We start from the raw sequence: 23,463 nt of genomic DNA, 5'->3' as shown, positions 1-23,463 counted from the left end.
GCATAAAAATATTTGGGTTTCAAACTAAAATCCTCTTAATGTCTGGTGATTGCATACCGATAGATAAGTGTAAGGTTTCTGCTTTTCTTGTATTTTGAGGAAAAAGAAATGAAATACCTGGACAGCAGTACACCCTCATGAAGAAACCAAGGATAAAGGAGCAATCTATGTTTAAAAAAATTAGAACGAAACTTGTTGTCATCACCAGCATCCTCTTACTGACACCCATTCTTATATTGGGCATCACCAGCTATCTGTCTGCAAAATCGGAGCTGGACAAGAAGGGAGAGGCGCTTCTGAAAAATGGCGTGCGTCAGGTGATGCAGCTCATTGAAGTGAAAAAAGGAGAAGCGGAAAGAGGAGAAATCACCGAGGAAGAAGCAAAGGAATACGTTCGAGTGCTGCTTCTGGGGGAGAAGAATTCGGAAGGGAAAAGGCCCATCCGAAGAGAGATTGATCTTGGGAAAAGCGGATATTTCATCGCCTACACCTCTAAAGGCCTGGAAGCCATGCATCCCAGCCTGGAAGGACAGGATGTGTGGGAAGTGGAGGAGAAGGGAGGCACAGGCTTCAAATTTGTTCAGGAGCAGATTAAGATCGGTATGAACGGTGGTGGATTTCTACGCTACGCCTGGACACTGCCAAACTCTGAGAAAATCGGCTATAAGATCTCTTATCAGGAGTATGACAAGGACTGGGACTGGGTGGTATCTGCCAGTGCCTATGAGGAAGACTTCAATGAAGGTGCAGAGAATATTCTGATGCTCATCGGTATCGTCCTCTCCGTCTCTTCTGTTTTGGGACTTCTTGTCATTGTGCTTCTGGCCAATAATATTACAAAGCCCATTCAGGCCATCGCAAGCTCCATCAAGAAAATGTCGGAAAAGGATCTGGATCTTGTTGAAGTTCAGGTGAAAAGCAGAGATGAAATCAGAGTCTTGGGCGATTCCTACAACCGGCTTTTACAGAATCTAAGAGGACTTGTTGGCACCATGCAGAACACCTCAGGGTCCGTGGCAGAGCTTTCAGGAAATCTTCTGGACATCACAAAGCAGTCCACCAGAGCTCTGAATGAAGTGACCCAAACCATCCAGGAAGTGGCGGAAGCGGTCAGTGAGGAAAGTGCCATGACAGAGCAAGGGGCTGTCATGGCGGAAGATCTTGCTGGAAGTATTGAAGAAGTGGCCGAAAAGACCAAATCCGTAGAAAAGCTGTCCAAGGAAACTGAAAAAGAAAGCAGAGAGGGACTTTCAGCCGTAGAGAACCTCATTGCAGTCACCGGAAAATCCAATGAGGCCACCAGGAAAATCGCAGAGGTCATCTCCAAGGTGGAAGACAGTACCAAGCACATCAGTGTATTCACCTCCACCATCACGGGCATCGCAGACCAGACCAATCTTCTGGCGCTGAATGCCAGCATTGAAGCCGCCAGAGCAGGGGAAGTGGGCAGAGGCTTTGCAGTGGTTGCGGAAGAAATCAGAAAGCTTGCAGAACAGTCTTCTCACTCTGTTCATGAGATCAGAGACCTGATCTCAGAGATTGAACGTCAGTCTTCTCAGTCTTCTGAATCTCTTAAAGAACTGGAGACTGCCATGAAGGAGCAGAATGAGAGTGTTGTCTTCACCAAGGATAAGTTCACATCCATTGAAAGGGGCATCCGCAGCGTAGTAGATGTGCTATCTGGTATCCAGAAGGATGTAGAGACCATGAACCTCAAGAAAGAGAAAATCGTGGATGCCATGACAGGCATATCCGCCAGTACGGAAGAAGTCTCTGCCAGCACGGAGGAGGTTTCCGCCAGCACAGAAGAGCAGCTGGCCGGTATCGAGGAGATCAATGCCCAGACGGATAAACTCAATGAACTGGCCAAAGAGCTGGAGCATCTGATCAAAGAGTTCAGATTATAATCGAAGTAAGGATACAGACAAAGGGGTTCTTCGGAATCCCTTTTCCCTTTGGGCAGAAACAGTGCTATAAACGAGCTAAAGTGGAATCATCCTTTGTGGAGAATAATTCTCCATTTTCTTTGTAAAAGCACTTAACAAAATTAAGTTGCACCCGATTAGAAAGGTATAGATATATAAGTGATTCATTTAAATAATTCTAAACAATCACTTATAAGTATTGATACTATCTTAACAAAAATCGGATAATTACATCCCGAAGGAGGACTCATGTTTACATCCATAAGAACCAAACTCATCACTGTTTCGAGTCTCTTGCTGCTTCTGCCCATTATGATTCTGGGGACTGCCAGTTATCTTTCAGCCAAGGAAGAGCTGAACACCAAAGGCGAAGTGATCCTGAAAAATGGCGTGCATCAGGTGAGGCAGCTCATAGAGGTCAAGAAGAAAGAAGTGGAGTGGGGAGAACTGACTTTGGAAGAAGCCAAAGAATCCATCCGCCAGATTCTCATGTCCGAAAAAGACATGGATGGAAAAAGAACCATAAAGAAGGACATTGATCTTGGTGAGAATGGGTACTTCATTGCCTACGACAGTGAAGGGACTTTGGTGATGCATCCCAGCCTGGAAGGAGAGAACTTATGGGAGACCTCCGATAAATCAGGAGCAGGGATGAAATTTGCCCAGAAACAGATCAGATCAGCCAAGGAAGGAGGGGGTTTTGTCACATATTCCTGGACCCTGCCAGGCAGTGAAGAAGCTGCACCAAAAATCTCCTATCAGGAATATGACGAAGAGTGGGACTGGATTGTTTCCGCAGGAGCCTATGAGATGGACTTCAACGCCGGAGCAGATCATATCCGCGCGATCGTGATATATGTGTTCCTTGGGGCTGTACTTCTTGGAGCTGTCATCATCATTCTCTTATCCAGGAGCATCACAAAGCCTCTTGGAAGAGTCACAGAAAGTCTGGAGAAAATGTCTGAGAACCGCCTGGATCTCTCCGAGCTTCCTGTCAAAGGAAAAGATGAGACGGCAGTGCTTTCCAGATCCTTCAACAGAGTGCTTCTGAACTTTATTGATCTGGTAGGCACCATGAAAACCAGTGCATCCTCCGTGACGGATCTTTCCAGCAACCTGGCTGCAGTGACCACCCAATCGGAAATGGCTCTGAATGAGGTTACGCGAACCATTCAGGAAGTGGCACAGGCTGTATCAGAAGAGACAGGCATGACAGAGAAAGCCGCTGTAGAAGCTCAGGACCTGGCAGAAAGCATTGAAGAAGTAGCAAAGAAAACAAGAACTGTAGAAACTCTTTCCAAAGAGACTGTGGTCCAGAGTGAAGAAGGTCTGAAGACCGTGAGGGACCTTCTGGAGGTGACAGAAAAATCCGGGGAAGCCACAAAGAAAATCAGTGAAGTGGTTTCTGGTGTGACGGATACTACAGGAAGAATCAAGATCTTCACAGAAACCATCACCGGTATTTCGCAGCAGACGAATCTTCTTGCTCTAAATGCCAGCATTGAAGCAGCAAGAGCTGGGGAAGCAGGTAGAGGATTTGCGGTGGTTGCAGAAGAAATCAGAAAGCTTGCAGAGGAATCCTCAAAGTCCGTCACGGAAATCCGGGACCTCATACAGATCATAGAAGAAGGTGCAGTGCAGTCGAAGGTAACCCTGGGAGGTCTTACTTCCGCCATGGAAGAGCAGAATGTCACAGTACAGGGGACGGAGGTTCAGTTTAAAGGCATCATGGCAAGCATCGGGAAAGTGGTGGCTGTGATTTCGGAGATCCAGATAGAAATGGAGAAGATGACCGAGAAAAAAGAAGTCATTGTGGATTCCATGAACGGCATTTCAGCCAGTACGGAAGAAATTTCAGCGAGTACGGAAGAAGTCACAGCCAGCACAGAAGAGCAGCTGGCAGGAGTCGAGGAGATCAACACTCAGACAGAGAAGCTGAATGGTCTGGCGAAAGAGCTGGAGAAGCTCATTGGCGCATTCATTCTATAGTGCAGCAGATTTTGAGACAGGAAGAGAGATCTTCCTGTTTTTTTGCGAAAACGAGTAAAAGTATAGATTTGTTATGACTTTTTTACGATAAGCTAATAAATAGAGTATGATTGAAACAGATATATAGTTTGAAAATTCAGTTAGATTGTAGATGGAAGTGAATATATTGAGATAGATAAAAATTATCTACAATGCGATATGAGTAGAAATACGATAGATAAATGACCATTATATATAAGGTGATGGATGAAGAGTTCTCAATGAGTGATGAGGAGGATTTTTATGAACGGCTGTCTCTATATTCTACTGCTACCGTTCATGGTGCTGTATCATCTTCTTAAAAGGAAATGACAAGCATTAAAAAGGTTCAGGAGATGCACCACAACGGGCAGTATCTCCTGAACTATTTTAGTGCAGCAAAAAAGAACAATCATTCGTTTTTATCTGGCAATGGATAGAGGGACCTGATAGAATTATAGGAAAGATCCAATGAAGTATTCACATGTAGTTGAGGAATCAGGAGGGGAAAGATGCAGAAGATTAAAATACTCCACTGTGCAGATGTACATCTGGGGTCAGAAATGATGACCCTGCCAAAGAAAAGCAAGGAAAGAAGAGGGGAGCTTCTCCGGACCTTTCGAAAAATCACAGATCTCTGCCGGGAAGAAGATGTGGAGATTCTTCTCATTGCAGGAGATCTTTTTGAGGGGTCCAATGTGGATTCAGAGACCGTGCAGTCCGTGAAAAGTTATCTTGGGGCTCTTTCATGCCCCGTTTTCATCTCTCCGGGAAACCATGATTATATTTCGCTGGATTCTCCCTATCTCGAAGAAGGATGGCCGGAGAATGTGAAGATCTTTAAGGGAGCCATGGAAAGGGTGCTTCTTGAAGACAAGAACGTCGCTGTTTATGGCGCGGGATTCACTGGAACCTATCAGAAAAAGTCCATGCTTCAGTTTGAGGAAGTGGACCCTTCGCGGCTCAATCTCCTCTGCATCCATGGGGATGTGGTGTCTCCAGGACAAAAAAGTGAGTATCATGCAATGACGCTGGAAGAGTTCAGAAAAAGCGGTATGGATTATGTGGCCCTAGGTCACATCCATAAACGGGAAGACATTGGGAGAGCTGGCGACACGTTCTATGCCTATCCTGGATGCCCAGAGGGCAGAGGATTTGACGAGCTGGGCAGTAGAGGCGTATATCTTGGAGAACTTTATAAAGGTCACCATGGGCTTCGTTATGTGGAAGTCTGCCAGAGGCAGTATATTCGGTTAGCCATGGATATCACAGGACTGGTACGGGAGCTGGAGGTGGAGCATAAGATCAGGGAAACCCTACAAACATCCTATGGCAAAGACTATGAAAAGAACATCTACCAGATCTCTCTTACTGGAACCCGTAAAGAAGAAGAGGCTGTACCTGTGAAGACCATCGAGAAGAACCTCTCCGAATCCATATACCATCTGGAGCTTTCAGATGAAAGAGTGGTGGAAAGAGACTATGAGATCCTTCGGGAGGAAGTGAGCCTTCGTGGACTCTATGTGAGAAATCTTGTAGGCCTTCTGGAGGAGGCAAGAGAAACAGGAGATGAAGTGCTTCTTGCCACCTATGAGAAAGCACTGGAATACGGCATGACATCATTTGAGGGGCAGGTGAATATCATTGAAGATTAGAAAGATCCATATCGACTGCTTTGGCAAATTTGAAAACTATGACCTGGAGCTCTCAGAAGGAATGAACGTCATCTTTGGTCAGAATGAGGACGGTAAGAGCACCATAATGGCCTTCATCCTCATGATGTTCTACGGGTACAGCGGAAGATCGAAAGATCTCTCCAAGAACCTGAGAGACAAATACAGACCCTGGAATGGAAACGAGATGAAGGGTCATATTCTCTTTGAACATAAAGGGATCCTCTACCGGCTGGAAAGAACCTTTGGCAAGAGCAACAGCTCCGATAAGGTAAAGATTCTCGATGAGATCACAGGAGAAACCATCAAATGGGCAAGCACAAAGGACCCGGGACAGGAGTTTTTTGGCCTTGGAGAAGAGGCCTTTTCCAAGAGTGTATTCATCGGGCAGGGCGGTATTCTTGTGGATGCCAGCGGCAAAAAAGATGAAATCACGGAGAAGCTTCTCAATCTCGTCACCACAGGAAGTGAAGATGTCAGCTATAAGAAGGCGCTGGATACTTTGACATCTTCTATGGAAGCGCTGGTTTCCAAAAGTGGAAAGCAGGGAACCTTGGTGAAAGCCAAAGAAGAGATGGCGAAGCTGAAGGAAGAGCGTTATGAGGCTGAACAGGATGAGCTGGATAAAAAACAGGCGCACCTTTCCATAGGCCAGTTGAAGGAAATGCTCATGGAAGAGGAAGCCAAGGAGAGAGGCTTGAAAGAACAGCTGAAGGTACTTGAGTATGCTTCAGAGATGGAAAAAGTAGAAGAAGCTCTTTACCGGGAAGAGAAACTTCTTATAGCAGAAAAAGAGGCGGACCAAGTAAAGGAAAAGCTTTCGACAAGAGAAGGAATGCTCACGAAAGAACATCTGGAGCATCTCAAAAAGCTTCTGAAAGACCAGGAGGATCTCTCGAAAAAGCTGCAAGCTGAAGAGGAGAGGCTGAAGCGACTGAAACAGGACCTTACAAGTCTGAAAGAAAATCCCATACAAGAAGTGAGAAAAGAGGATTTGGAGGCACTGAAGGAGAAAGAAGAACATCTTCTAAAGTGCAAGGAGCTTCTAACCCATCTTCATCTGGAGAAAGAGAAACTGGATGAACTGGAAGAGATCAAAAAGAAAAGAGCTGCACTGAAAGAGAAGCATACACAGCTGAAGCTCACCTATCATCGTGAAAGAAAAGATCTGCAGGAGAAAGAAATCACGTGCAGGGAAGGCACTGCGGAAAAGGAAAGACTGGAAGAAGAAAAACAACAGATGGAACTGGAGCTGAAAAATCTGCAGGTGGAAGCCGCCATCCTGAAAGAGAAGGTAAGAGGTACTGAAGAACGAGAAAAGGAAGAGTCCATCAAGAGAGAGCGCAGCATAAAGGAGGCCATGGAGCGTCTTCAGGAAGCAGAGAAACCAAGAAAGGTCACTGAAGAAACTGCAGGCGGGAAAGTGGTGCATAAAGGGATGCTTGGGCTGGCTCTTCTAACCGCAGCCGCTTCCGTGGTGCTGGCTATGGTTTTAGAACCGATCTTTTACAGCGGACTGCTCCTTGCGGGTATTCTCATTCTACTTTCCATAAGAAAGAAAAGCTCTGTAATGCGAGTCGTAGAAATAGTGGATGAAAGCCTTGTTGCGAGATACCGAGATGAGCTGAAGACGGTGCAAAAGGAATCAGAAGAAAAGAAACGTGAAATCCGAGAAGCCCTTCAGGAGCAGAAGACAAAACTCGAAAAGACAGAAGAGGGAGTTCTGAAGACAGAAAGCCTTTTAAGAGAGCTTGTGGAAAAGCTGAAGGAGAAAGCCTTTGTTGTAACGGGCCTTAAGAAAGACTTGGAGGAAAAGACGATTCTTTCTGCTCAGCTGGAAGAAAGACTTGCGGGGGCTGAAGAAGATCTTAAGGAGCAGGAGCTTCTTCTGAAGAAAGAAGAAAATGAAAAAGGATTTATGGACCGCCAAGAGCTCTCAAGTAAAATCACAGACACAGAGACTGAAAGGCACAGGCTGAAGAAGGAGACTGATGATTTTCTTGACAGTTTTCAAGTGGACACCTATGATGGGCTTCTCCAACTGCATCATCTCTATAGAGGGCATCAGGAGAAGCTAAAAGAGAAGGAAGAAAACCTTCAGGGAGAAAGCGAAGGGGTTTTAAAGCTGAAGAGAGCAGGGGAAGAAAATCTGAAGATCTTACTTGAAAAAATTGCAGATATCAAAGAGGTCGAAGATCTCAGCGCTGCAGAGCAGGTGCTTTTGAAGATGGAAGATGCTTTAGAAGAATATGACAGGCTGTATCGGCATGTTTCCTACCTGAAATCTGAAAGAAAGCCCTTGGAGCTTTCCATGACAAGAGAAGAGCTGGCAAGTAATAAAGAGGAGCTTCGGAACACCATAGGGAAGCTCCTTGGCAAAGAGAACTACACGGAAGAGGACCTTCAGAAGGTCCGTCAGGGAAAAGAAGAGAAAGAAGCTCTGGAGACAAGGGTCCAAAGCCTCCGAGAAGAAATCACCAAAAAACAAACGGAACTGAAAGAAAAATACAGGCACAGGAAGAATCTCAGTCAGATTGATGATGAACTGGACTTCTATAAAGAGAAAGTGGAGAAGAGGCAGAGGATTTATGATGCGCTGAAAATTGCAAGAGAACAGATGGAAGGAGCCTTTTCGGAGCTTCAGAGAAGCTTTGGTCCAAAGGTGAATGAGAAAACAGAAGAGATCTTCAGACGGCTTACAGATGGAAAATATCAGAAGGTCCGTGTCACCAAAGACTTCTCCATCTCCGTGGAGGATCCTGAAAGAAAGAGCAGCTATGAGTGGGGCTTCTTGAGTGGAGGAACCATTGATCAGGCCTATCTTTCGTTGCGGCTTGCCATCTCGGATCTAGTGATGTCTGGGGAAGAGAACCTGCCGATTTTCCTGGATGACGTATTCACCCAGTATGACGATGAGAGAGCCTACGAAGGTCTTCGGTTCTTATATGAGTATGCAGTGAAGAAAGAAGAGTCTCTTCAGGCGGTGCTGTTCACCTGCCACAGAAGGCTCTTTGAGTGGGCCAGGGAACTGGGAAATATCGATGTAATGGAGATTGGAAGAACTCGGAAGTAAATAGAGAGAGTCATGAAAAGAGCTGGGTCTCATTCGCTTTTCCTTTTCATGGCTCTTCTTTTTTTGAGTAAAATACTTTGAAATCCTAACAAATTGGCAATTATTTCCATTTTGATATTCATTTTGGAAATATTTTCCAAAAACTATTGAAACCTGAAAATGAACGTGGTACTCTTTTGGTAACCGGTAATGGATTACAGCCGGTGGCACTTATTGAATTTATTTTGGAGGTAAAAAATATGTTTGAAAAGCTTCAGCGTCTTGGTAAAGCTTTCATGATTCCCATCGCGGTTCTGCCGATTGCTGGTCTTATGCTTGGTATTGGCAGCGCCTTCACCAATGGTCTGATGATTGAGACCTACGGCCTCACATGGCTCCTTGGTGAAGGAACATTCCTATACTATGTCTTAAGCACCATGGCTGCCATCGGTAATGTGGTCTTTGGCAACCTTCCTCTCATTTTTGCTGTGGGCATCGCCTCTGGTCTTGCGCTTCAGGAAAAAGGAGCAGCGGGTCTTTCCGCAGCCATCTCTTTTGTTGTAATGCATTCTGTCATTGGCAAGGTGCTATCCTTCCTGGGACATACACCAGAAACCACCTCCATTGATTATTTTGTTTCCCAAGGAATGAATGCAGTGGAAGCTGCAAAGCAGGCCAATGTGTATGGCTATGAGCTGGGAATGTTCTCCGTTCGTATTGGTGTACTTGGCGGTATCATCATCGGTATTGTAGTTGCGTTCTTAACCAATAAATATTATGACAAGAAAATGCCAGAAGCTCTTTCCTTTTTCTCTGGCGTCCGATTTGTGCCCATCATCAGTGTTCTGGCAGCAAGCCTCATTGGTGCAGTGATTCCTTTTGTATGGCCTTATGTGCATCTTGGAATCTCCACCTTCGCAGAGTTCTTTGGAAAGACCGGACCCATCGGTGTGTTCTTCTATGGATTCTTCATGAGACTTCTAAACATCTTTGGATTACACCACGCCATCTATCCGCTCTTCTGGTTCACCTCTTTAGGTGGAGAAATGGAAGTGGCAGGAAGACTGGTTCAGGGCGGACAGAATATTTTCTTCGCTCAGCTGGCAGATCCCAACACCTTAAGATTCAGTGCGGAAGGCACCAAGTTCTTTACAGGTGGATATCTGCCCATGATGTTTGGACTTCCTGCAGCTGCTTATGCTATGTATAAAGTGGCAGATACCAAGAACAAGAAGCTTGTGGGCGGTCTTCTTTTTTCCGCAGCGCTGACATCTTTCCTCACAGGAATCACAGAACCCATTGAGTTCACCTTCCTGTTTGTGGCTCCTGCTCTCTACGGAATCCATGCGCTTCTGGAAGGCATTGCCTATGCAGTGCTCTATATGCTGGATGTTGCGGTAGGTGTGACATTCTCCAGAGGAATCATTGACTTTACTCTCTTTGGTCTCCTTCAGGGAAATGCGAAAACAAACTTCATCTGGATTCTTATCCTGGGTATTCCTACGGCGCTGATCTACTACTATGTGTTTAAAACCCTCATTCTGAAATTCAACTTCAAAACCCCTGGTCGTGGAGACGAGGAAGTGAAGCTGTATTCCAAGAAAGATGTCCTTGCAAAGGATATGGATATTGAACTGGTCATTGACGCCCTGGGGGGAAGAGAAAACCTGGTGGATGTGGATGCCTGCATCACAAGACTTCGTGTTACGGTAAAAGATGTCTCCAAGGTTGCGGATGACGCCACCTGGAAAGGAGAGCTCAAGGCAAGAGGAGTCTTCAGAAAAGGCAATGGTGTCCAGGTGGTGTATGGAGCACTGGCTGAAGTGCTGAAAAATGACATCAACAAAGTAAGATAAGACACCATAGTAAGTCTCCGGAAGGAAGCGGTCTGCTTCTTTCTGGGGATTTCATCCTATGAGGTTCATGGCATAGTCCATGGAAAAATAGAAATTTAGAATATAAAAATGCACAAAAAGGAGGAAGCTTTTCCCTGAACAGGTGAAAGGCAGACCGAATGAATAAAATAGAAATTATGGAGGCTCTCAAAGGAAACCTGGTGGTTTCTTGTCAGGCGCTTCCTGGAGAACCTCTTCACAGCTCCTTTATTATGGGGAGACTTGCCTATGCAGCCTATCTTGGCGGTGCCAAAGGAATCCGGGCAAACTCTGTGGAAGACATCAAAGAAATCAAAAGAAATGTGAATCTCCCGCTCATCGGGATCATCAAAAAAGTCTATGGAGACTGTCCAGTGTTCATTACCCCCACCATGAAAGAGATTGATGCCCTGGTGGCAGAAGGGGTGGAGATCATTGCGCTGGATGCCACAAACAGAGTACGGCCAGATGGAGAAACCATCCAGGAAGCATTTCCGAAGATCCGGGAGAAGTATCCCCATCAGCTTTTCATGGCAGACTGCTCCACTTTCAGTGAAGCGGAGACTGCAGAAGCTTTAGGATTTGATTTTCTTGGGACAACCTTGTCTGGGTATACAGACTACACAAAAGAAAGACAGCTTCCGGATGTTTCTCTCATGGAAGAAATCGTAAATAAGCTTCATACACCACTCATTGCGGAGGGTGGCATCTCCACACCTGAGGAACTGGAAATGGTAATGAACAGCGGTGCCTTCTGCGCTGTGGTGGGTTCCGCCATCACCAGGCCTTTGGAAATCACAAAAAGATTCATGGTAGCTGTTAAAAAATAAGACATCTCGTGGTAAAGTAGTAGAGGGGGTGTCCTATGAAAACCTATGATATTTATCAATCCATAGAAACCTTATACAATACCTTTACGAAATCCGAGAAAAAGATTGCAGACTATACGCTGAAACACCGGGAAGAGATCATGTATATGTCCATCACGGAACTGTCTGATGCCACCAAAGTGGGAGAAGCCAGTATCTTCCGGTTTTGTAAAACCGTAGGGCTGGAAGGGTATCAGGCGTTTAAAATCGCCCTGGCCAATGCATCCAGTGAGGAAAAGACCAGCCAGAAGATCTACAGCACCATTCAAAAGGAAGACTCCATGGATGTTCTGACAGACAAGGTCCGGGTGGCGAACATCTCTGCTATTGAAAGCACAGCACAGCTGGTCAATCCTGAACATATGGAAAAAGCTGTGGACTACCTGGTGGCAGCAGACAAAATCACCTTTTTTGGAGTAGGCTCTTCTTTTACCACTGCACTGGAAGGGCACATCAAGTTTCTAAGAATCACCAGTAAAACCGGTGCAGCCTTTGATTCCCATCTTCAGGCCATGACAGCTTCTCTCATGAAGCCCAGTGAAGTGGCTGTGATCATTTCTTTCTCAGGCCAGACCAAAGACAGCATCGAAGTGGCAAAAGAAGCAAAGAAAGCCGGGGCCACGGTGATTGTCATGACGAGATACCAGAAATCCCCGCTGACAGAGTACGCAGACCTTGTGCTTCTCACAGGTTCAGTGGAAGGACCCCTTCAAGGAGGATCCACTTCTGCTAAGGTGGCTCAGCTGTATCTTCTGGATATCCTTTATACGAAATTTTATTTAAAGACCTATGAAGCAAGTGAGATGAATAAAGAACTGACTCTGCAGTCGGTTCTCCCAAAACTCTACTAAGCATGATAAATAAGATAAGAGCGTAGATACCGGAAAGACCATCCGGCGTCTGCGCTCTTACTTCTATATATGGGGAAACATATAAAGTGAAAAGAAATTAGTTTCTGGTGGCACCTTCGATTTTATAGGTGACATCAATGATGAATTCAGGCGTGTCTGTGATGAACTCTCTATACTTTCCATCGGTATACTGCGCCATACCGCCTACATTGTAGACTTTACTCATGTCATAACCATTGGCTTCCAGGATCTTCATCATCATGGCTACTCTGCCGCCGGACTGACACATGAGGAAGAGGGTCTTGTCTTTTGGAAAGAGAGTGTTCAGGATGGCTTCTGATGATTCATATACTGCAACTGGTGCATCCTGAGGTCCGCCATAGAGCTGCACCATGGAAGCGTCAGTATGGGCATTTTCATTCCAGATGTAAGCGAAGAAGGGAACAGCTTCAAAGTTCTTGAAGTGTTTTTTTGCATAATCGTTGTAGTCTCTCAGGTCAATATAGACCACATCGTTTCTGCCAAGATACTCCACAAGGTTTTCAGAACTGATGGCGGAATTGTCAATGGAGTAGTCTCCTTCAGCAGTTCTTGGGGCAGGCAGTTCTTCTACTTTGGCGTATCCTGCTTCTTCAGGGTTCTTCACCCAGCCTTCAGCGATGAGCTGGTCATCAGTTTTTGCTTCCTCTTTTGGTGCAGCAGTGGCTGCGCATCCTGTAAGCACAACAGCAAGTGAAAGTATAGCTATGAGTTTTTTTAACATGGTGGTTCCTCCTAAAATATCTTATTGGAAAAATTCGTCTGTGGCGTGGTAATCCATGAGTGCATTGATGATTCTGATGATGTTGTTTGCGGAAACAGAAGATCCGGAGAAGGTATCGATGGTTAAGTCTGTTCTTCCTTCACCTGTCGTATAGTCTTCTGCTTTAATGTCCCAGATGGTGCTGATGGCCTTCATATACGCCTGGTTCTTCCCTTCAAAAAATGGGAGATACTCGGTCTTGAATGTCTCATAGGTGACACCAGCAGGAGTTGGATTTGAATCTCCCCAGAATCCGCCCAGATAATGATCGGTGGAGTCCTTATCAAAGGAGAGGGTCACAACCTCCGCATCCTCAATTTTTCGACTGCTTGGAAGACTCAGTTCAATATAGGCAGTCTGCCAGAAGTTCACATCAGCAGAACGGCAGGTACAGGACAGATAGGTGACCTGATATTTGATGTAGTCTCTTGCTGTGTACTTGAAGTTCACAAAAGCATAAAAGGGTGTTTCATTCTTGGGTCCGTCAATATGTGCGTGAGGGATAACCTGCACCACATTACCAATAGAACCAGGCCCTAAGCCTGCGCTGGTGTTGAGGAACTCATTGACTTCTTCCAGGTTGATGTCACCAGCAGGTGTGGTTTGCTCTTCGCCTTCCACTGGTGTTTCAGTTGTTTCCTGTGGGGCGGCACATCCGGTGAAGCTGGCAACAAGAAGAGCAGCGAGAAATAATGAAATTTTCTTAGACATTGTTTACCTCCGTTTTTTAATTGATAGGTCGATTATGGCATGCTGTTCATAAAAGGTCAATATATTAACAATCTTTAAAATTATTGTTAAAATATTAAATAAGTCATGATGATCATAAAATTAATAATTCTGATAAGCTTTGGGTTTCAATGCTTTTAATTAAAAAAGTCAGATTGCTTAGTGATATATAAAATCACATATTAATAGAATTATAAATATGGATAAATATAATATAGTCATGTAGAATGATGTCGAATCATTTTTGTGATTAGATGCATGAAAACGAATTAAAAAAGAATGGTTTTGTGTTTCACAAATGTGATTTCTGACAAGGGTCAGAAATGAGGATTTAAAAAAACAACAGGGTATAAAATTATGATATTCATTTTTCATATTGGCAAAAAGATGGATGTATTTTAGAAATCTGAAGAATACACACTTTAAATTCGTTGGAATTTTACAGAAGCAGCTTTTATCTGAAGGTGGATCCGGGTCATTTTTAGTTTCGTTTATGAGAATTTGAAGGTGTTGTCTGAAACAGTGCGGTAATATCAGGTTTTCTATTTTTTTATAGAGACAGAAGAAGAAAAAGTGAAATAGATACCCCTTACCCGTATTAAAAAAACAACATATGTCATAAATGGACTTTATTTTTTGAGAAGAAAAGTAGAGTATTACAGTTTGTCTTAGGAGAAAAGACTATGGAAGCAAATAAAAGAAGCAGAAAAACAATGACATAGCTGAACTTGAGGATTGTACTTCTTCCTGGAGACAAGTTAAGGAAAGTCTAAGAATTTCTTTGTTTACAGGGGTTTTGGGTGGTGGTAGAATGAAGCAAGATTTCCGACCGACCGTTCGGTCGGTTGAATGAGGAGGACCTGAAGTGATTTCAAAATACAGTGTAAAGAAACCATATACCGTTGTGGTGGCGGTGATTCTGACCATCCTTCTGGGTGTTATTTCCTTTCTGGGGATGAAGACAGATCTTCTGCCATCTCTGGATCTGCCCTTTGTGGTGGTAATCACACCCTATCCTGGAGCTAGTCCTGAAAAGGTGGAACAGCTGGTCACAAGACCCCTGGAGGCAGCCCTTGGCACTTCCAGCGGATTAAGCAGCATGAACTCCACCTCCAGTGAAAATTCCAGTTTGATTTTCCTGGAATTTGTGCAAGGCACCAATATGGACAGCGTGATGATTGAGCTTTCCGGAAGCCTTGATCAGGTGAAAGCAAGACTGGAGGAAGGCATCGGTACGCCGATTCTCATGAGAATCAGTCCGGATATGCTTCCTATTGTTGTAGCCAGTGTAGATGTGGAGGGGATGAGTTTAGACGAGCTTTCTGCCTTTACAGAAGAAGAGATCATGCCCTCTTTTGAGCGGCTTGACGGTGTAGCTGCGGTAACAGGCAGTGGTCTTGTAGCGTCACAGCTTGAAGTGAGTCTTCTTCCCGAGAAGATTGCAGTACTCAATGAGCGGGTGAAGAATCACCTTCTGGCGGAACTTGCAAAAAATGAGACGGAACTGAAAAATGCCATGACCAGCCTTGAGAGCGGACAGAAAACCTTAGCTGCCGAATCTCAGAACCAGAAAGAACAGGTGGCCAAAGCCAGTGTGGAACTTTCCAGCGCCATGGCCAATCTGAATGCACTCTTAGCAGAAGAAGCAAAGCTTACCGCTGAGAAAGCTGCTCTAGAGGCCACTAGAGATCAGCTGAGAAGCGTCCTTGATATGAATGCCATCTTCACGGCTCTCTTTCCTGAAGGAACAGAAAACCTGACACTGGAAGATCTTCAGCTGATTTTATCTTCCATGGAGTCGGGCGCACCTGAAGCTATGGAAGGGATGACAGAAGAGATGATTTCTGGACTTTCGGACCAGGTGCAGGAAGCGGTGAAGACCCTGGTGGCAGTAGAACTGGAACTTTCCAGTCTGAATGTCCGTCAGATGACTTTAAGCGCCATGAAGCCGGAGCTTCAGAAAGGCCTCAATCAGTCCAAGGCTGCCGCGGAGCAGCTGGAAGCCGGAAAGATCACCATGGCTGTTGAGCTGGCAAAAGCAGAAGTGCAGATGGCCACAGGAAAAACAGAACTGGAGAAAGGCCTTGCCGCATTTGAGGATGCAAAAAAGCAGGCACTGGAAAGTGCGGATCTTACAGGAATCCTCACAGAAGAAATGGTGAAGAATATACTCATGGCCCAGAACTTCAGTATGCCTGCAGGGTACATTGAAGAGGGAGATGGACAGATCCTTGTGAAAGTTGGGGACGCATTTGAAAAACCTGTGGACATCAGGGACCTTGTGGTCTTCAGCATGGAGCCCATCGGAGACATCAAGCTGAATGAAGTGGCTGAGGTGGAGAAAAGAGACAACTCCGATGAGATCTATACAAAAATCAACGGAAACAATGGTGTGCTCTTAACCTTCCAGAAGCAAAGCACATCCTCCACGGCAGAGGTTTCTGATCTCATTCACAGTGAGATTGAAAAGCTGGAAGGGCTTCATGAGAATCTCTCCATCACGCCCATGATGGACCAGGGAGAGTATATTGATATGACCACCAGCAGCGTCATGGAGAATCTTCTTTTTGGTGGAATTCTGGCCATTCTGGTGCTGATTCTTTTCCTTCGGGATCTGAAACCAACCTTTGTCATTGCTTTAAGTATTCCCATCAGTCTGACCTTTGCTGTGGTGCTCATGTACTTCAGCAATGTCACGCTCAACGTCATCTCCCTTTCAGGACTTGCTTTGGGTGTAGGAATGCTGGTGGACAACAGTATCGTTGTCATTGAGAATATTTACAGACTGAGAAAAGAAGGAATGCCAGCGAAGGAAGCGGCCATCACTGGAGCCAACGAAGTGGCAGGAGCGATTTTTGCATCCACCCTCACCACGGTCAGCGTATTTCTTCCCATTGTGTTTACCGAAGGAATCTCTCGACAGCTCTTTACGGATATGGGGCTTACCATCGGATACAGCCTCATCGCAAGTCTTATTGTAGCCCTTACACTGGTGCCCTCCATGGGAGCCACCATGCTGAAGACCACCTCGGAAAAAGAACACAAGTGGTTTGATAAAACTGTGCAAAGGTATGAGAAGCTGCTGGGAATCGCCCTGAAGTATAAGATGATTGTGGTGCTTTTTGCTGTGGGACTGCTCGGTCTTAGCATCTACCTGACGACCACCATGGGCACAGCATTCATTCCAGAAGTGGACTCTCCTCAGATGAGCGCTTCCTACGAGGCGTCGGAAGGTCTTGAAACCGATGAGGTGAATGCTCTCAATGACGATATCGTAGAAAGAATCCTTTCCATAGATGCAGTTGAGACTGTGGGTGTCATGAGAGGCGGCAGTGGCTTCATGGGATTCGGCGGCGGCGGAGGTACAAATAATGGAGACGCCAGCACCTTCTACATCTTATTGAAGGATGAACGAAGCCTCAGCAATAAAGAGGTGGAGCAGCTGATTTATGAGAATACAGAGGATCTTGGGGGAGAAATGTCCGTGAGCGCCAGCAACATGGACATCTCAGCCTTCGGTGGCAGCGGTATTCAGGTGAAGGTGGAAGGATTTGATCCAGATGAGATGGCAGTCCTTGCCAAAGATGTGGCGAAAGTCTTATCTGAAACAGAAGGAACAGAAGATGTGACCACGGGCTTGGAAGATGCAGGGGAAGAAATCAGAATCACTGTGGATAAAGTGAAGGCCATTCGAGAAGGTCTTACAGTAGCCCAGGTCTTTGCAGAAGTATCCAAAGCGCTGAGCCAGGAAATGACGGCGACGCAGCTGACAGAAATGGGCGCCAGCTATCCGGTGGTGCTTCTGAAGCCTATACAGGAAGGTCTTAATAGAAACACCGTGGGAGATCTTTCTATGGTGGTGCAGCAAAGAGACGGTTCAGAAAAGACGGTCATACTGAAAGATATTGCCACTGTGGAAGTGACAGAAAGTGTACAGTCCATCAGCCGAGAGAATCAGAGCAGATACATGACCGTATCGGCAAGCATTAAAGACGGCTACAACATCGGTCTTGTGGGCAGAGAAGTGGAAGAGAAGTTTGCATCATTTGAAGTGCCTGAAGGATATAAGATTACCTTTGAAGGAGAAAATGAGACCATCAATGATACTTTAGGAGATCTCGTGATCATGATCACCCTTGCTGTGGTGTTCATCTATCTCATCATGGTGGCTCAGTTCCAGAACCTTCTATCACCGTTTATAGTGCTGTTCACACTGCCCCTAGCCTTCACAGGAGGTCTTCTTCTTCTCTACATTGCTGGCATGGAGCTGTCCATCATTGCGATGCTCGGGTTCCTTGTTCTGGCAGGTGTGGTGGTAAATAATGGTATTGTGTTTGTGGACTACGTCAATCAGCTTAGAGAGAGAGGGATAGAGAAGCGTGAAGCCATTTTAAGAACTGGCGCCACCAGAATCCGACCCATCATCATGACAGCACTGACCACTATTCTCGCTCTGACGACTCTTGCTTTAGGCTATGGAAGCGGAGCAGAAATGATGCAGCCCATGGCTGTGGTTACGGTGGGAGGCCTTACCTATGCGACACTCCTGACACTCTTTGTGGTACCGGTACTTTATGATCTCTTTGTCCGCGTGAAAAAGAGGAACTCCTTGAAGAGTGAAAATTCCGAGGAGGTGTCTTCCTAATGGATGAACAGATACAGTATTCCCCAAAGCAGATTCTCATCTTTGAAGGGGTGATGAATCTGCTGCAGGAGGGAAGACCCATTCATGAGCTGAAGGTGGCGGAGATTGCCGAAGCATCCGGTATGGGGAAAAGTACCGCCTATGAGTACTTTTCCAGCAAAGAAGAAATCATCAGAGAAGCCCTTACCTATCATATGAGTGAAAACTTCAAAAATATGGTCCAGTTTGTCTTTGAGGCGAATACTTTCAAAGGGATTCTGGAGAAGGCTCTCATCTACTTGGAAGACAGCCTGGAAAAAAGATTCACTGGAATATTTCTTCTCGCGATGTCAGAGCATCAGGCAAAATCAGATAAGGGGCACTATATGGATCCCTTCATGATGGAGAAGATGGATGCAGTGACCATGAGGGAACTGGAAAGAGCGATGCTGATCGGAAAAAATGAGGGCAGCGTTGCAGCAGATCTTACCTTAATGGATTTAAAAATGACTGTTCTCGGATTTTTCAGCGCTTTTGTGCATGAACTGCTGCCTTTGAAATCCATCCATTGTGGGATCAAGGTGGAGCCTGATCTGAGCCTTGAAAACAGCGAGGAGATGATAAAACGTCTCCATGAAAGAACGGTTCGCCTTATGTTGAAAACATTGGCATAGAGAAAGAATCCTCTAGGTAGGGCTTTATCACAGCGAAATCCTTGATGAAGCATCAGAATAGAAATCAGTGAATGACTCCACTTCTTTTGAGGTGGAGTTGTTTCATCTTAATTTAATTTGTAAATCAGGATGAGCAATTGTACAATGTTAAGAAATAACACAAATGGATCCGTCGGGAGGAGCAATTTATGAAAGCGCATGTCATATATAAAAATAAGCGATCGAATCTCACGCTAAAGCAGTATGCATACTATATCACTTATTATAAGTATAACTGGCATAGGGACGTAGAACTTATCACACTTTTAGAAGGTGAGATCGAAGTCAACATACATGGGGAAAGTTATGTGATGAAGGAAAAAGATGTGATGCTGATCAACTCTAATATTGGCCATGCAACCATGGCGAGGAAGCCTGATTCCATTGCCATGGTGCTGCATTTCAGTCCAGAGTATTTTTCGCACTGGTTTAAAGAGCAGCCGATCTTTCACCTAAATTCTTTGGAAATGACCCGCCATGGCAAGAAAGAGTTTTTTGACGAAATCAGGCATAAAATGATTCAGATGACGTCTTATATGGAGCTCAAATCAAAAAGCGAGGAAATCATTTATGAATCTCTCTTTCATAGTATTATTGCGGATCTTTTCATCCATTTCCCTCCCCATCCAGATGAGACCTATGATGCCTTGACGACATCTGGAAATGAGAAGATTATTAAAATCATAGACTATATCAACAATCATTTTAGAGAAAAAATCACGTTGGAAGTTCTTCAAGAAGTGACGGGATACAACAAAAGCTATATCTCTCAAATAATCAAGCAGGATTTAGGCATCAACTATTATGAGTACCTCACCAGAGTCAGAATGAGAGAAGCAATCTATTCTTTGACGAGTACAAAAGAACGTATTTCAGATATTTCCTTCAATAATGGATTCTCTGATGTGAAGTCCTTTAACACCGCATTTAAGGAGAGGTTTGGCAAATCGCCTTCGGAATATAGAAAGAGTCTTGTGCATTCACAAAAGCAGGGATCAAGCAATGATAAAATCTATGTTGAGCTTGAAACATTGCGAGAAATCTTAAATGGCTCCTCCAAGAAGTCTTCCGGTCCGGATTTTGAGAAGAATCTGTTACAAGAACAGGAGAAAATTGACGATTCAAAACTCCAGGAAGAGATTCTTCAGGAGGTAACACTGGAGATTGCGCAGCTGCGGAATAGATTTGATAAACTGGCAGAAAAAATAGATAAACTAAAATAATGCCTATCCTAATTTTTTAGGAACAAACAAGAAGTGCGACTTGTGTATATTTGATATCCCAGGTATCATGGGCTTTTGCTGAGATGATATCTGGGTATTTTTTTGACTTTACTGTAAGGGTCATTATGAAAATTATCACCTTAGAAAGTTATAATTGATATAAAAATAACAAAAAATTGGATAGAGTAATTGTTTTCATTCCACTAGAATACTTTTTGAGACGTCTTGATAAAATTTATGGGGGTATTATATGAGTTCTAGTATCATCACTTTACTATTTCTAGTTTTTGCAGTTGTTATGTTTGCATGGGAGAAGTTACCTCTATCAATTACTGCCATGACGGTGGCCATTGGTCTGACTTTGACAGGCGTTTTGGAACCTAAGGATGCATTCTCAGGGTTCGTGGATGGCAATGTGCTTCTTTTCATGGGGATGTTTATTGTCGGTGCTGCATTCTTCGACACAGGTATGGCTCAAAAGGTTGGGGGACTGGTGACGAAGTTTGCGAAGACAGAAAGACAGCTCATTGTTGCAGTTATGACCATTACAGGTCTCATGTCAGGTGTCCTTTCCAATACAGGAACTGCAGCAGTACTCATTCCTGTACTTATCGGAATCTCAGCTAAATCGGGGTTTGCCAGATCCAAGCTTATGATTCCACTGGTTCTTGCTGCAGCCATGGGAGGCAATCTAAGCCTTATTGGAGCTCCTGGCAACATGATAGCGCAGTCTGCTTTGGAGGAGATTGGACTTAAGTTTGGATTCTTTGAGTATGCAAAAGTTGGATTACCGATATTAATGGCAGGAATTCTATTTATGGCTACCATCGGGTACAAGCTTCTGCCAAACCACAAGGATCAGGAGCTGGACAGTGACTCTGTATTTGCGAAGCAGGATGATTATTCTACTGTTCCAGAATGGAAACAGTACTTGTCTCTGATTATTCTTGTTCTGACTGTACTGGCCATGATTTTTGAAGATCAGCTTGGCATAAAGCTTTATGTGTCCGCCTGGATTGGTGCTTTATCCCTTGTCATCTCCGGGGTCATCAGCGAGAAGAAAGCAATGAAGTCCATCGATATGCACACAATTTTTCTGTTTGTGGGGTCTTTAGCCTTAGCAAAAGCACTGGATCAGTCTGGAGCGGGTGCGCTCATTGCGGATACCATTGTGAATACTTTAGGTAGCGATCCATCTCCATTCTTGCTTCTCATTGTAGTATTGGTCTTATCTGCTGTAATGACAAATTTCATGTCGAACACTGCAACCACAGCCCTTCTTGTCCCAATCAGTTTATCTATCGCAAACTCCATGGGTGCGGACCCCAGAGCAGTGCTGATGGCAACTGTTATTGGCGGATCCATGGCATATGCGACGCCAATTGGTATGCCTGCCAATACAATGGTGTATGGCATCGGTGGATACAAGTTCAGAGATTATGTGAAGGCTGGAAGTCCTTTGATTCTTGTCTCCTTAGTTGTTGCAGCCATTCTGCTTCCAATACTTTTCCCTTTCTATCCATAAAGTTCAGATAAGAAGAGACAGAAGATCAATTAACATTTCTATCAAGGTCACTGAAGACCAAAAGATGTTTTAAAGGAGTTTATATGAATAAAATTGAGGATTCAAAGAAATTGACTGAGATCATGTCCCAGTTCATTTCCTTGGTAAGTTATAAGTTGCCTGATGATGTGGAAGAAAAGCTGAAAGAGCTGAGAGAAGAAGAAACCAATGAACTGGCCAAAATCATCTACAGCACCATGGAAGAAAACCAGAAGCTTGCTTATGAGTTTAAGAGACCTTCCTGTCAGGATACAGGCGTTCTTCAGTTTTTCATTAAGTGTGGTGAGAATTTCCCGCTCATTGGACAACTGAACAAGATCTTGAGAGATGCTACCTATAAATCTACGATGGAAACACCACTGAGACATAATTCTGTGGAGACCTTTGATGAATACAATACAAAGAAGAATATTGGTAAAGGAACCCCAAGTATATTCTGGGAAATTGAAGAAGACAGCGATCAGGTAGAAATCTACACCTATATGGCGGGTGGCGGATGTTCACTGCCTGGAGTTGCAACGGTACTGATGCCTGGAGAAGGGTATGAGGGGGTCGTGAAGTTTGTGCTTGACCGTATGACTAGCTATGGAATCAATGCATGCCCACCTCTTCTGGTGGGCGTAGGTGTTGGGACATCTGTGGAGACAGCTGCCATGAACAGCAAGATGGCACTGATGAGACCTGTAGGCAGTCAAAATGAGAATGCCAATGCAGCGAAACTGGAAAAGCTTCTGGAAGATGGCATCAACTCTATAGGACTTGGACCACAAGGTCTAAAAGGACTGAAGTCAGTCATGGGGGTCAATGTAGTGAATACAGCAAGACATCCATCGACCATCGGTGTTGCAGTGAACACAGGGTGCTGGTCACATAGAAGAGGTCTCATTGTTATAGATCGAGATCTGAACTATACCATGCCAACTCACCAGGGGGTAACACTATGAAAAAAGTACTAAACACACCAATCAGCTCAGAGGATATTAAAGATATTAGAATCGGCGATATCATCTACATTTCTGGAACCATTGTCACATGCCGAGATGTTGCCCATAGACGGCTCATTGAGGAAGGAATTGCACTTCCAGTTGATTTGCATGGACTTGCAATTTTTCATGCTGGTCCTATTGTGAAAGATCATGGAAATGATGAGTATGAAATGATTTCCATCGGACCCACCACCAGTATGAGAATGGAGAAGTTTGAGAAAGAGTTCATCGAACAGACAGGCGTCAAGCTTATTGTCGGAAAAGGTGGCATGGGAAAGAATACGGAAGAAGGATGCAAAGAACATAAAGCGCTTCATTTGGTCTATCCTGCTGGAAATGCAGTATATGCAGCAAGAAAAGTGGATCGTATCAAAGAAGTTCACTGGACAGATTTAGGAATGCCAGAATCCTTATGGGTGTCTGAAGTAACAGAATTTGGACCGCTCATTGTATCCATCGACACTGAAGGAAATAATATTTTTGAGAACAATAAAGTAGAATTTAACAGAAAAAAGGATGAAGTTTACGAATCCATTGCTAAAGAAGTCAGATTCATAAAATAATCTTCAGT

General features: G+C 44.5%; 15 protein-coding genes. 13 read left to right on the top strand and 2 right to left on the bottom strand.

The genetic code is table 11. The annotated features are described in order from the left end of the window. Positions 1-167: 167 nt before the first annotated feature. The 7 genes from BM243_RS07845 (at position 168) to BM243_RS07815 (ending at position 12,251) form a co-directional block, all read left to right on the top strand. The gene (locus BM243_RS07845; RefSeq protein ID WP_177213485.1) at positions 168-1,907 is read left to right on the top strand and encodes a methyl-accepting chemotaxis protein; all 1,740 of its coding nucleotides are present in this window, start codon (positions 168-170) and stop codon (positions 1,905-1,907) included. 267 nt (positions 1,908-2,174) lie between these two features. After that, positions 2,175-3,914 carry a methyl-accepting chemotaxis protein gene (locus BM243_RS07840; RefSeq protein WP_074911825.1) on the top strand — a complete coding sequence of 580 codons (1,740 nt, stop codon included), beginning with the start codon at positions 2,175-2,177 and terminating at the stop codon, positions 3,912-3,914. A 530-nt stretch (positions 3,915-4,444) separates the two neighbouring features. Beyond that, entirely contained in the window at positions 4,445-5,587 is a 1,143-nt protein-coding gene (locus tag BM243_RS07835) for a metallophosphoesterase family protein (protein ID WP_074911824.1), read from the top strand. Then, positions 5,577-8,678 carry an AAA family ATPase gene (locus tag BM243_RS07830; RefSeq protein ID WP_074911823.1) on the top strand — a complete coding sequence of 1,034 codons (3,102 nt, stop codon included), beginning with the start codon at positions 5,577-5,579 and terminating at the stop codon, positions 8,676-8,678. The genes BM243_RS07835 and BM243_RS07830 overlap by 11 nt, the downstream gene beginning before the upstream one ends. Before the next feature lie 239 nt (positions 8,679-8,917). Continuing rightward, entirely contained in the window at positions 8,918-10,513 is a 1,596-nt protein-coding gene (locus BM243_RS07825; RefSeq protein ID WP_074911822.1) for a PTS transporter subunit EIIC, read from the top strand. 158 nt (positions 10,514-10,671) lie between these two features. Continuing rightward, entirely contained in the window at positions 10,672-11,361 is a 690-nt protein-coding gene (locus tag BM243_RS07820; protein ID WP_074911821.1) for an N-acetylmannosamine-6-phosphate 2-epimerase, read from the top strand. A gap of 35 nt (positions 11,362-11,396) precedes the next feature. Further along, positions 11,397-12,251, top strand: coding sequence for a MurR/RpiR family transcriptional regulator (locus BM243_RS07815; protein ID WP_074911820.1), 855 nt, complete (start codon positions 11,397-11,399; stop codon positions 12,249-12,251). 97 nt (positions 12,252-12,348) lie between these two features. Here BM243_RS07815 and BM243_RS07810 read toward each other — a convergent pair whose 3' ends face one another. Together BM243_RS07810 and BM243_RS07805 are read right to left on the bottom strand one after the other, a co-directional pair. Further along, a complete protein-coding gene (locus BM243_RS07810) occupies positions 12,349-13,014 on the bottom strand; it encodes a rhodanese-like domain-containing protein (RefSeq protein WP_074911819.1) in 666 nt (221 codons plus the stop codon). A 21-nt stretch (positions 13,015-13,035) separates the two neighbouring features. Continuing rightward, positions 13,036-13,764: a hypothetical protein gene (locus BM243_RS07805; protein WP_074911818.1), complete on the bottom strand. Its 729-nt coding sequence runs from the start codon at positions 13,762-13,764 to the stop codon at positions 13,036-13,038. A gap of 883 nt (positions 13,765-14,647) precedes the next feature. Here BM243_RS07805 and BM243_RS07800 point away from each other — a divergent pair. From BM243_RS07800 to ttdB, 6 genes are all read left to right on the top strand, one after another. Then, positions 14,648-18,427, top strand: coding sequence for an efflux RND transporter permease subunit (locus tag BM243_RS07800; protein ID WP_074911817.1), 3,780 nt, complete (start codon positions 14,648-14,650; stop codon positions 18,425-18,427). Beyond that, the gene (locus tag BM243_RS07795) at positions 18,427-19,080 is read left to right on the top strand and encodes a TetR/AcrR family transcriptional regulator (protein ID WP_074911816.1); all 654 of its coding nucleotides are present in this window, start codon (positions 18,427-18,429) and stop codon (positions 19,078-19,080) included. The genes BM243_RS07800 and BM243_RS07795 overlap by 1 nt, the downstream gene beginning before the upstream one ends. A gap of 188 nt (positions 19,081-19,268) precedes the next feature. Further along, complete coding sequence (locus tag BM243_RS07790) at positions 19,269-20,342, top strand: AraC family transcriptional regulator (protein ID WP_074911815.1); 1,074 nt, start codon at positions 19,269-19,271, stop codon at positions 20,340-20,342. Between the two features lie 250 nt (positions 20,343-20,592). Continuing rightward, complete coding sequence (locus tag BM243_RS07785; RefSeq protein ID WP_074911814.1) at positions 20,593-21,867, top strand: SLC13 family permease; 1,275 nt, start codon at positions 20,593-20,595, stop codon at positions 21,865-21,867. A gap of 83 nt (positions 21,868-21,950) precedes the next feature. Further along, positions 21,951-22,850, top strand: coding sequence for a L(+)-tartrate dehydratase subunit alpha (ttdA, locus tag BM243_RS07780; protein ID WP_074911813.1), 900 nt, complete (start codon positions 21,951-21,953; stop codon positions 22,848-22,850). Further along, positions 22,847-23,455, top strand: coding sequence for a L(+)-tartrate dehydratase subunit beta (gene ttdB / locus BM243_RS07775; RefSeq protein WP_074911812.1), 609 nt, complete (start codon positions 22,847-22,849; stop codon positions 23,453-23,455). The genes ttdA and ttdB overlap by 4 nt, the downstream gene beginning before the upstream one ends. The last annotated feature ends 8 nt before the right edge of the window (positions 23,456-23,463 follow it).

It is taken from the genome of Proteiniclasticum ruminis, from assembly GCF_900115135.1.
GTDB lineage: Bacteria > Bacillota > Clostridia > Clostridiales > Clostridiaceae > Proteiniclasticum > Proteiniclasticum ruminis_A.
Note: the sequence above shows the minus strand (reverse complement) of the source record. Positions and strands in the feature narration are given on the sequence as shown.

Bases quoted from the DNA above. Each gene is read 5' to 3' on its own strand.
- BM243_RS07845 (WP_177213485.1), top strand. From the start codon at position 168: ATGTTTAAAAAAATTAGAACGAAACTTGTTGTCATCACCAGCATCCTC.
- BM243_RS07840 (WP_074911825.1), top strand. From the start codon at position 2,175: ATGTTTACATCCATAAGAACCAAACTCATCACTGTTTCGAGTCTCTTG.
- BM243_RS07835 (WP_074911824.1), top strand. From the start codon at position 4,445: ATGCAGAAGATTAAAATACTCCACTGTGCAGATGTACATCTGGGGTCA.
- BM243_RS07825 (WP_074911822.1), top strand. From the start codon at position 8,918: ATGTTTGAAAAGCTTCAGCGTCTTGGTAAAGCTTTCATGATTCCCATC.
- BM243_RS07820 (WP_074911821.1), top strand. From the start codon at position 10,672: ATGAATAAAATAGAAATTATGGAGGCTCTCAAAGGAAACCTGGTGGTT.
- BM243_RS07815 (WP_074911820.1), top strand. From the start codon at position 11,397: ATGAAAACCTATGATATTTATCAATCCATAGAAACCTTATACAATACC.
- BM243_RS07810 (WP_074911819.1), bottom strand. From the start codon at position 13,014: ATGTTAAAAAAACTCATAGCTATACTTTCACTTGCTGTTGTGCTTACA.
- BM243_RS07805 (WP_074911818.1), bottom strand. From the start codon at position 13,764: ATGTCTAAGAAAATTTCATTATTTCTCGCTGCTCTTCTTGTTGCCAGC.
- BM243_RS07795 (WP_074911816.1), top strand. From the start codon at position 18,427: ATGGATGAACAGATACAGTATTCCCCAAAGCAGATTCTCATCTTTGAA.
- BM243_RS07790 (WP_074911815.1), top strand. From the start codon at position 19,269: ATGAAAGCGCATGTCATATATAAAAATAAGCGATCGAATCTCACGCTA.
- BM243_RS07785 (WP_074911814.1), top strand. From the start codon at position 20,593: ATGAGTTCTAGTATCATCACTTTACTATTTCTAGTTTTTGCAGTTGTT.
- ttdA (WP_074911813.1), top strand. From the start codon at position 21,951: ATGAATAAAATTGAGGATTCAAAGAAATTGACTGAGATCATGTCCCAG.
- ttdB (WP_074911812.1), top strand. From the start codon at position 22,847: ATGAAAAAAGTACTAAACACACCAATCAGCTCAGAGGATATTAAAGAT.